The following is an 8017-nucleotide window of genomic DNA, read 5'->3' as shown; positions in this document are numbered from 1 at the left end:
AAATCGGCCCAGTTAAATTGATAGTCGGGGTTAAACTTGCCGTCTAGCCCCGGATTGGCAAAGTATTTTGTCTCATTAGGTTCCATTGCCACATAGACCTGGATAAGCGAAAGCAAGCCGCTAAATACACCCTCTTTGCTGTATTTTTCAATTTGGTTTACTGCCTGGCTAACCGGAATACCACTACGCTTCAGCTCTACATGGATCACCGGCATACCGTTAATCAGTAATAGCACATCACCACGCCTGTCGTTACGCAAAGGGCTGCCGCGTTCAAATTTGGGTTGCTGCACAATTTGGTAACGGCTTTGGCCTGCAGCGATTTCCTGGCGGTCGTATATTTTTAAGCTGACTTCCTTGCCCATATGCAAGGTATCGGCTGGGTTATCGCGCTTAATGGCCACGGTTTTACCGTTAATTAAGCTGTTGAGCTTGAGGGGGGTTTTAAGCTCTTTGATTTGCTCAATAATTTGCTGCATTTCAGTCGCGGTAAGCGGGACATCGTTTAAGCGATCCCGCTGGCGATTATTTTCAAACAATATGGATGCCCAGTTTTGCAGCAAATCGGCTTCGGTTTTGTTTTTGAGTATCACCGGCTCCCAACCTTTGTTGGTGAGTACCTCAATAAAGGCCTGCTCAAATTGCGCTTCGTTTTTGAAAGTGATCATGTGCGCTCCTTATACAAACATTTTGCTCAAGAAAGCCTGCTTGATGTTATTGAGTTTGGTTATTTGTTGTTGGTGTCGGTTGATTAAAATGTCGAGTTTTTGGAAGAATAACCCTATATTTTTTTGTTCCGCAACAACAGGAAGTGGAACATTTAATTTATAGAAGTCCTTTAAGTTATAATTAGCTCTGCCATCACCTGTAGATACATTGAGTGCAAAATTTTTATGAAAATCCGTATTAAGGAATACATTCAAATAATTTGAATCAACAATATTCTTGTTTGGCCTTGAAATAATGGTTGCAAATCCTATAGAACCTTCTTCTTTTTCTGTAACAACAGCAGAAGTGCCAACATCTCCAGTATGAACTGTTACAATATCACCCAGCATTAGTTTTCGACTCGAGTTTTCATCAGCAAATTTTTGATCTAAATAAATTTGATTCGCTGAAAACTCAAATCCATTACTCTTTATGTCCGAATTTCTTATTAGTAGTACCCCATGACTTCTATACGAAGTGGTCATGGTGGTTACTAACCCAATAAAAACTTTAGAAATATCTGTTATACCCTTGTTTTCCCAATCCTCACTAAACCCTTTAAAGCGGATTTCTGGAATTTTATCGCCCGGTTTCGGAAACATTTTTTCCAGCATTGCTTTTTTAATATTGCTGAGTTTGTCATGCTTTTGTTGGTGTTGATTGAGCAGTGTGTCAATTTTTTGGAAATAGTTTCCGATTTGGGCTTGTTCTTCCGAACTCCTTGGGAATCTAACATTCGTGTTCTGTAGTGCTGTCTTTGATATTGATAGTACTTTTGTACCCTGCATCAACGACAATAACTGATCATGATATGAAGATGAGTTTAAGTAGTATCCAAGATATTTAGAAGCAAAAGGCAAAGCAGGCCTAACAGCAATCGTGTGCAATCCAGAAAGAATCAACTGCTCATCTATATTAAATAACTCGGTGCATTTCCCAACAATACTATCTTCAGCGGCATCAGCAATGATAATATCACCATTTCGCAAGGCGGCATGTTTTAGCTTATTGGCTACATCATTGTTTGTAATAAAAGGCAATGGCTCACTACTTGCATCGAGAACTTCACCAAACTTAATTAATACGTCCCCATAGTGAATATTTTTGGCCAACCCAGTTTTGTAGTTTAAGTCTGCTCTAGAAAGAGTATTGTTCGGTATGTTGACAAAGCAAGCTCCAAATGGCTTCTCCTCCCATTCTCCACTAAACTCTTCAAAACGAACCTCTGGCACTTTCTTCTCGACACTCATCTTATTTACCCTTCAGTAAGCAGGTGAGTTCGGTCAAGCCTTGTAGATCAAATTCATTACCGGTGAGTTCAATCATCATCTCCGCCAGTTCTTGCTCGGTGGATTTAATCTCATGGGCCACCTGCGAATAGGTGACGGCGTATTTATCGGCAAGGGCTTGTACTTGGTTGGTGAGCTGGGTAATCACGGTGCTAGGCATAGTAGCGAGTTCGGTGCTTAATGGCGCAATCCATTTAAGGTGCAGCAAGTTGTTCACTTGTTCATCAGTTAATTCTTCGATGGTTTTTTTGGTTTTTAAGTGCAGGGCAGCGGCGGCATCTTTGACCGTTTTTTTCAGGGCTTTTTCTTCATCGATTAATTTACTTGCGCGAATGATTTTGGCTTCATAGCTTTCTTCTACGAATTCAACTTTGCTGTCTTTTTGTTCTTTCAAGAAAGCCTTGGCAGCTTTGCTTAATTCGGTATTGGCAAAGCCGTCTTTGCTTTCTTTTACTGTATCTTGTTCTTTTTCTTCTTCGCTCAGGGATTCTAAAATTTCTTCCAGCGTGCTGGCGATTTCTGCCAGGCGGGTTTCTTTAGCTGCCAGGGCTTGTAAGTCATCACTTAAGTAAGTTTGTTGCACTAAATCGAAAGGCAATATGTGACCTTTCCAGCCCTCTTGCACTTCGGTGTCTTTGCCGTCTTTTTTCTTGATGACGATATTAGGGTCAACTTGTTTAGTGGCGGCAAAGCCTTCGGTTTGCATCATTTCTAAATCGGCGCTGATGATTTGCCATTGGTTGTTCAGAAATTGGAAAGCTTGGTATTTGTCGATTAAGGCAATAGGGGCTAAACGAGTAAATAGCTCGGCACTTAATACCGCCTCATGTTGGTTACGCTTTACGCTGTGCCAGTTTTGTATTAACTGGGTGTTTAAGTAGTCATCAAAGCCATTAAAGGCTTGGTTGTAGGCGTTAATAAACTCCAACACTTGCGGGTGCCCACTAATGCTGGCGTTGACGTCTTGCTTGGCAATGGCCAGCTCACTGTAAGCGGCGGATTTTGGCGTAAACAGAGTATCGTGCAATTGCGGAAAAGCTTGCCAATAGTTGTGCAGCTCGGCAATTTCGCTGTTGGGGATGCCGCCCAGCATGGTGGCGTGTAAATCCCAGCTTTGTGCCGCCGCAGAGGAGTCCACATAGCGCGGTATGTTGAGGTTGTAACCGTTGTCGCGTAGGGTTTGTTTGCTCACCAGTTGCGAGAACATGTCGATATTTTCGCGGTTAATCACCGCATCGGTAATACGCTTGATATCACTGGCTTGCAGTTTGTTGTTTTTGCCTTCTTTCATAAAGTGTCTGGAGGCATCGACCACCAATACATCTGTGTTTTGGCGTTTTTGCTTGAGTACCAAAATCACTGTGGGAATGCCGGTGCCAAAAAAGATATTGGCCGGTAAACCGATAATAGTATCAATGTGATTCTGTTCAATGAGTTGCTCACGAATTTTACCTTCTTCACCGCCACGGAACAGGACACCATGCGGCAGTACGATAGCCATAATGCCATCGGGTTTTAGGTGGTAGAGGTCGTGGAGCAAAAAAGCAAAATCGGCTTTGGTTTTAGGTGCGAGGCCAAAACGTGAATAGCGCGGATCGCTGTCTTTAAAGCTTGGGTCCCAGTTTTGTGAATAAGGCGGATTGGACACCACTGCATCGACATGCAAGGCGTAGTACGAGCCTTGTGGATCGCTTTCATCAAAATACGGCCAATCGTCTTCTAAGGTATCGCCATTACGGGTTTTAATATTGCTGGCTTTGATACCACGCATGATGAGGTTCATACGGGTTAGGTTGTAGGTGTTGGCTTTTAACTCCTGGGCGAAATAGGTGATGCTGTCTTTATTTTTAGCGTATTTCTCGACTGCCTCACCGATATTGATTAGCAACGAACCAGAGCCAGAAGTAGGGTCGTAAATTTTGATGGTATCTTTGTGTTTTAACTCATGGGCGATGATGTTCGACATCAGTACCGAAACTTCATGGGGCGTGTAAAACTCACCGGCTTTTTTACCCGCATTGGCTGCAAATTTTTCAATCAGGTATTCGTAAATGTAGCCCAGTACGTCATACCCCTGATTACTATTCATGGGAATGCTTTTGATCAGGTGCAGTAAATCGCTGATGGCTTTGGTGCGTTTGCCTGCACTTTCACCCAGTTTGCTTAAACCTGTTTCTAAGGTGGTAAAAATGCCTTCAAACAGTTTTTTGTAGGTTGGCGAAATCAAACGGCTAAAGGCGGAGAGCGCATCTCGCACGTTAGACTCATCAAATTCGGATGTTGGATCAATCCATGTAGAGAACAGATTGTCGTAGGCAATAAAGTAGCCCAGGTTGTCTTGCACGTATTTAACGGTGTCGGCGTCTTCTTCATTGAGGGCTTTGATGTCTGCGGGCGTCATACCCTGTCTGGTGACAAACTGCACCAGCTGGTCGCTTAGGTACTTGTAGAAGATGAAACCGAGTATGTAATCTTTGTATTCGTTGGCTTCAATTTTAGAACGCATCTGGTTGGCAGATTCCCAGATTTTTGCCGCAAGTTGCTGTTTATTCACTATGAGTCCTGTTAGATGCAGTTTTTTGGTAAAGGCTATTTTAGGTTTTTGATTGTACGTTTGATAAGAGCCTCTTGCCAGCGGCAAGGCCTTACGAGTTTGTATCAGTGAGTAGTCTAAGTTTAGATTCCCACCAATAAAGCCATCTTCATACGTAACAGCTTCAATGTTGCTTTCAATGGCGCGAGTATTTATCCATTGCGTTGGGATGTTGATTTGTAGTCTTCAACAAAAAGAACACACCTCAGCTCTTAAACACCTGACTCTGATGCCATTCAATAAACCTTTCCGCCGGCCAGTAAACTTTATCTTGCGGTAAATAAAGTTGTTTTCCGTCACGCTGCCAGAAAAGATGATCCACAACCGGGCTTCGGTTTACTCCACCGGAAATACGGATAGTCATATGCTCATCTATTCCTATCGCTCCCATATCAAAGGCAGAGTGATGAAGGGAACAGAGCGCCAGCCCGTTATTCACTTCGCACGGCCCGCCGTATTGTTTCCAGCGGATATGCGCCGCTTCCAGTCCTACAAGTGCGCCATCCAGCCGCAAGTCGTAGCCACAGATAGCACAGCGTGAGTGATAAGCCCGAAGAACAATCTCCCTGAAACGTGGATCGCGCGCTTTCATCAGAGACGTAAAATCAAATCCAAGACGGTCTGCGAGAAGTATCTGGAGGCTTTCCGGGAAACGCTCTGTCATGATCTGTTGCGCCAGCTTGTTAATCATTTCCGGCGCTTCCCGAAGGATCTGGTAACTGCTTTCGTCAAAACCACCAGTCACATGATTCTCAATCAGCTCACGTTTTGTCGGCTGGATATTGCCTTTGCGTGGCTTACAACCCTCAGTATTTTCAAGTGTCCAGAATCCGTCGGTTCTCAACCGCCAGAACGGCATATTCGGATAATAGTCGCGCCGCTTAGGGCCGAAGTCAGCCAGCAATTTTGTCAGCGGTTCGTGGATCTCTTGCCCGTAGTCGAAGAGCTGGGGATGGCCTCTCAGGTATTGAGATAGAACATAAAGCAACAGCAGAGGTTTATGCGGCGCGCACTGGTCGCCTTTGCGCCAGACTGCCACATTTGAAATTGCCGTTTGCAGTGCTTTACGAGAGGTCATAGCTGAAGTTTAACAGGTTGAAGTTATTGCGATCATGCTCGCAAAGAATAGGTAATTCAATGATTGTTCGGTAAAACTCTGCGAGGTGATACCGATCATGGTTCCGGAGTTCAGGGAAGGTAGACTGTGGCGATTACAGGAGTTACTCAACACAATATCAGCGTCATAGGTGCTGATGAGGGATATATCAGCATGTCTAAGACCAGTCGTCCCCAAATGATTATCAACGTGTTGCAGGCTAATCCTGGCAATCAGTTCACTGCTCGCCAACTGGCGCAAAAAATCATCGAAACCTATAAAGACGAGTTGACTGAAAAACGCAACAATACGCGCTTTGCCAGTGATGAGGATTTTTTGAATCAGATCACTGCGGAAATCGGCGGAAGCCGAACCGTGAAAGCAAAAGCTATGTGCACGCAAGTGATGACAAGGGATAAGCCGAGACCTCGGTTGTACTACTGGGGTGAGGATCTTGTCGAGACGACTCAAATAATGCCACTTTCTGACATGACTCCAGTATCTTCAGTGGAAACAATGAGTTTTACTGAACATGCTCTTTATCCGTTACTGATTGAGTATCTGTCGGAAGAAGAAGAATTACTTTGTCGCCGTATCGACGAAAAGCGTTCGAGCAATAACAAAGGATTGGGAGCAAATCACTGGCTTTATCCCGATATTGTTGCGCTGCAACCTCTGGATAAAGGCTGGGATACTGTTGTACAAAACTGCGTTCGCCATAGCGAAGGCCGTTTGACCCGGTTGTGGTCATTGAGGTAAAGCGCCAGCTTAACCGGAGTAACGTGCGTGAGTGTTTCTTTCAGGCAGTGAGTAATTCAAGCTGGGCGCATTTTGGTTATCTCGTTGCTACAGAGATTAATGAAGATAAGCAGCGTGGAGTAGAACGGGAACTCCAGATGCTTTGTGCGCTGCACGGTATTGGTGTGATCCTGCTGAACCCACAAGATCCTGGGAACAGTCAGACGTTGATTCCGGCACGTGAACGGACCAGCATCGACTGGCAATCAGTTAATCGGTTGGTTGAAGAGAACAGCGATTTTAAAGAATTTATCGATCTGGTTGCTGAGTATCACCAGACCGGAAAAATACATAAAGCGTTGTGGAATAAATAAGCCAAACTGACAAGAACTCTCATAGCGATCCCAAATTAACGAGATCGCTTGTCAACTATCCCTTCCAGAATGGCATTTAACATGTGGCACTCCTTTGTTATTTAAATTTGTTATTTTTCTTATCCCGGATCCGCCCCAACTTCATCGTCACCTCCGCCGGCATGTCATCCAGATTATCTTCCCGTAACCCCATCACCACGTTATACCCCGCCATCAGCATAGGATCACCCAGGCGTGGCAGCGGTGCGAGCTTCATCGGGATAGTCAGAGACAGGCTGGCATCGTAATCACACCCCAGATACACGCGCAGCAGGGTAAAGACATCTTCACGCAACTGACCTCCGGGCAGCCAGCCTTTGGCCTCAGTTGGGTCTTCGGTAAACATCTCCACGCCGATGCAGTAATTGGCATCCGAGGTTTCACTGCCGAGAACCAGATGATCCCCCAGCCGTTGTTGCTCTGAAAAAGAGAATCTCGCCCGTTTACCAGAGGGCATCCGCGTGACCTTATGCGGTTTTACTGTGACCTGCGTATTTGGTGCCTGCGTGCGGATCATGCTCACAATCCCCTCCGCCGTGCGGGTGGTTCTGACCAGCGGCTGCAGCAACGCCAGTAAACGCGAGGCGGGCACGTCGCCGCTGTCGGTGATGCCGGTCAGAGCCATCAGGCTGCGGGATGTTTTGTCGGTACCGCCGTCTTCAAAGGTGGCCGGGTAGCTGTATTTTCGCCAGATGCGGTAAAACTGCGTCATCATCCGGTGGTTGAATATGTCTAAAAAGGCTTCCAGCGCCTCGTGACCTTCGCGTCGCTGGGTGATGTCATCGATGTAGCCGGTCGGCAGCGGCGAATCCACGCCGTACAGCCCCAAGAAGGTAGTGCGCACCGTCGGCGGGGCATCAGGGCGTTCTTCGCTCGTTTCGACGGCTTTAAGTTCGCTGACAGGAAAACCCATCCCCGGATGCGGACGAAAACGCACCGCGTCGTTTTTCGGCGAGAAGGTGCTGCCTAACGGTTTCTTATCCGAGAGCTGTTTTTCCAGCAGCTGGCAGAACCGGTAGAAGTTAAACGCGTGCGCACGGTCGTTCCCCTCCTTGTCCCGCCAGAATGCCTTCAGGACGTTCTCTTTCTTTTCTGCATGGTCATCAAAATCATCCGGCGTCATCAGAACAGCACCCGCGTCAGGCGGCGTTCCGGCCATGTCCATTGTGTCCCGGACTGA

General features: G+C 46.0%; 7 protein-coding genes. 2 read left to right on the top strand and 5 right to left on the bottom strand.

Going from position 1 to position 8017, the window contains the following annotated elements:
• From ACM615_RS23755 to ACM615_RS23740, 4 genes are all read right to left on the bottom strand, one after another.
• The coding region (locus tag ACM615_RS23755) for a type I restriction endonuclease (protein ID WP_431012618.1) at positions 1-668 on the bottom strand (668 nt) is incomplete at its 3' end.
• Between the two features lie 9 nt (positions 669-677).
• Positions 678-1958: a restriction endonuclease subunit S gene (locus ACM615_RS23750; RefSeq protein ID WP_431012617.1), complete on the bottom strand. Its 1281-nt coding sequence runs from the start codon at positions 1956-1958 to the stop codon at positions 678-680.
• A gap of 1 nt (position 1959) precedes the next feature.
• Positions 1960-4551 (bottom strand): type I restriction-modification system subunit M, encoded by a 2592-nt coding sequence (locus tag ACM615_RS23745; protein WP_431012616.1) that lies wholly within the window; start codon positions 4549-4551, stop codon positions 1960-1962.
• A gap of 244 nt (positions 4552-4795) precedes the next feature.
• A complete protein-coding gene (locus ACM615_RS23740) occupies positions 4796-5668 on the bottom strand; it encodes a phosphorothioated DNA-binding restriction endonuclease (protein ID WP_431012615.1) in 873 nt (290 codons plus the stop codon).
• 126 nt (positions 5669-5794) lie between these two features.
• Between ACM615_RS23740 and ACM615_RS23735 the strand changes: the two genes are divergently transcribed.
• Together ACM615_RS23735 and ACM615_RS23730 are read left to right on the top strand one after the other, a co-directional pair.
• Positions 5795-6445, top strand: a complete 651-nt coding sequence (locus ACM615_RS23735; protein ID WP_431012614.1) for a hypothetical protein — start codon at positions 5795-5797, stop codon at positions 6443-6445.
• 47 nt (positions 6446-6492) lie between these two features.
• A complete protein-coding gene (locus tag ACM615_RS23730) occupies positions 6493-6798 on the top strand; it encodes a hypothetical protein (RefSeq protein WP_431012613.1) in 306 nt (101 codons plus the stop codon).
• Between the two features lie 97 nt (positions 6799-6895).
• On the opposite strand, the gene tssG is transcribed toward ACM615_RS23730, so the two are convergent.
• Positions 6896-7960, bottom strand: a complete 1065-nt coding sequence (gene tssG, locus ACM615_RS23725; RefSeq protein ID WP_431012619.1) for a type VI secretion system baseplate subunit TssG — start codon at positions 7958-7960, stop codon at positions 6896-6898.
• Positions 7961-8017 lie beyond the last annotated feature (57 nt).

Source organism: Rahnella sp. PAMC25617, assembly GCF_050606005.1.
GTDB classification, from domain to species: domain Bacteria; phylum Pseudomonadota; class Gammaproteobacteria; order Enterobacterales; family Enterobacteriaceae; genus Rahnella; species Rahnella variigena.
This window is presented reverse-complemented; position numbering and strand designations above follow the sequence as displayed.

What these genes read in the sequence shown, in the direction of transcription:
- ACM615_RS23750 (WP_431012617.1), bottom strand. Translation starts at nt 1,958, where the DNA reads ATGAGTGTCGAGAAGAAAGTGCCAGAGGTTCGTTTTGAAGAGTTTAGT.
- ACM615_RS23740 (WP_431012615.1), bottom strand. Translation starts at nt 5,668, where the DNA reads ATGACCTCTCGTAAAGCACTGCAAACGGCAATTTCAAATGTGGCAGTC.
- tssG (WP_431012619.1), bottom strand. Translation starts at nt 7,960, where the DNA reads ATGACGCCGGATGATTTTGATGACCATGCAGAAAAGAAAGAGAACGTC.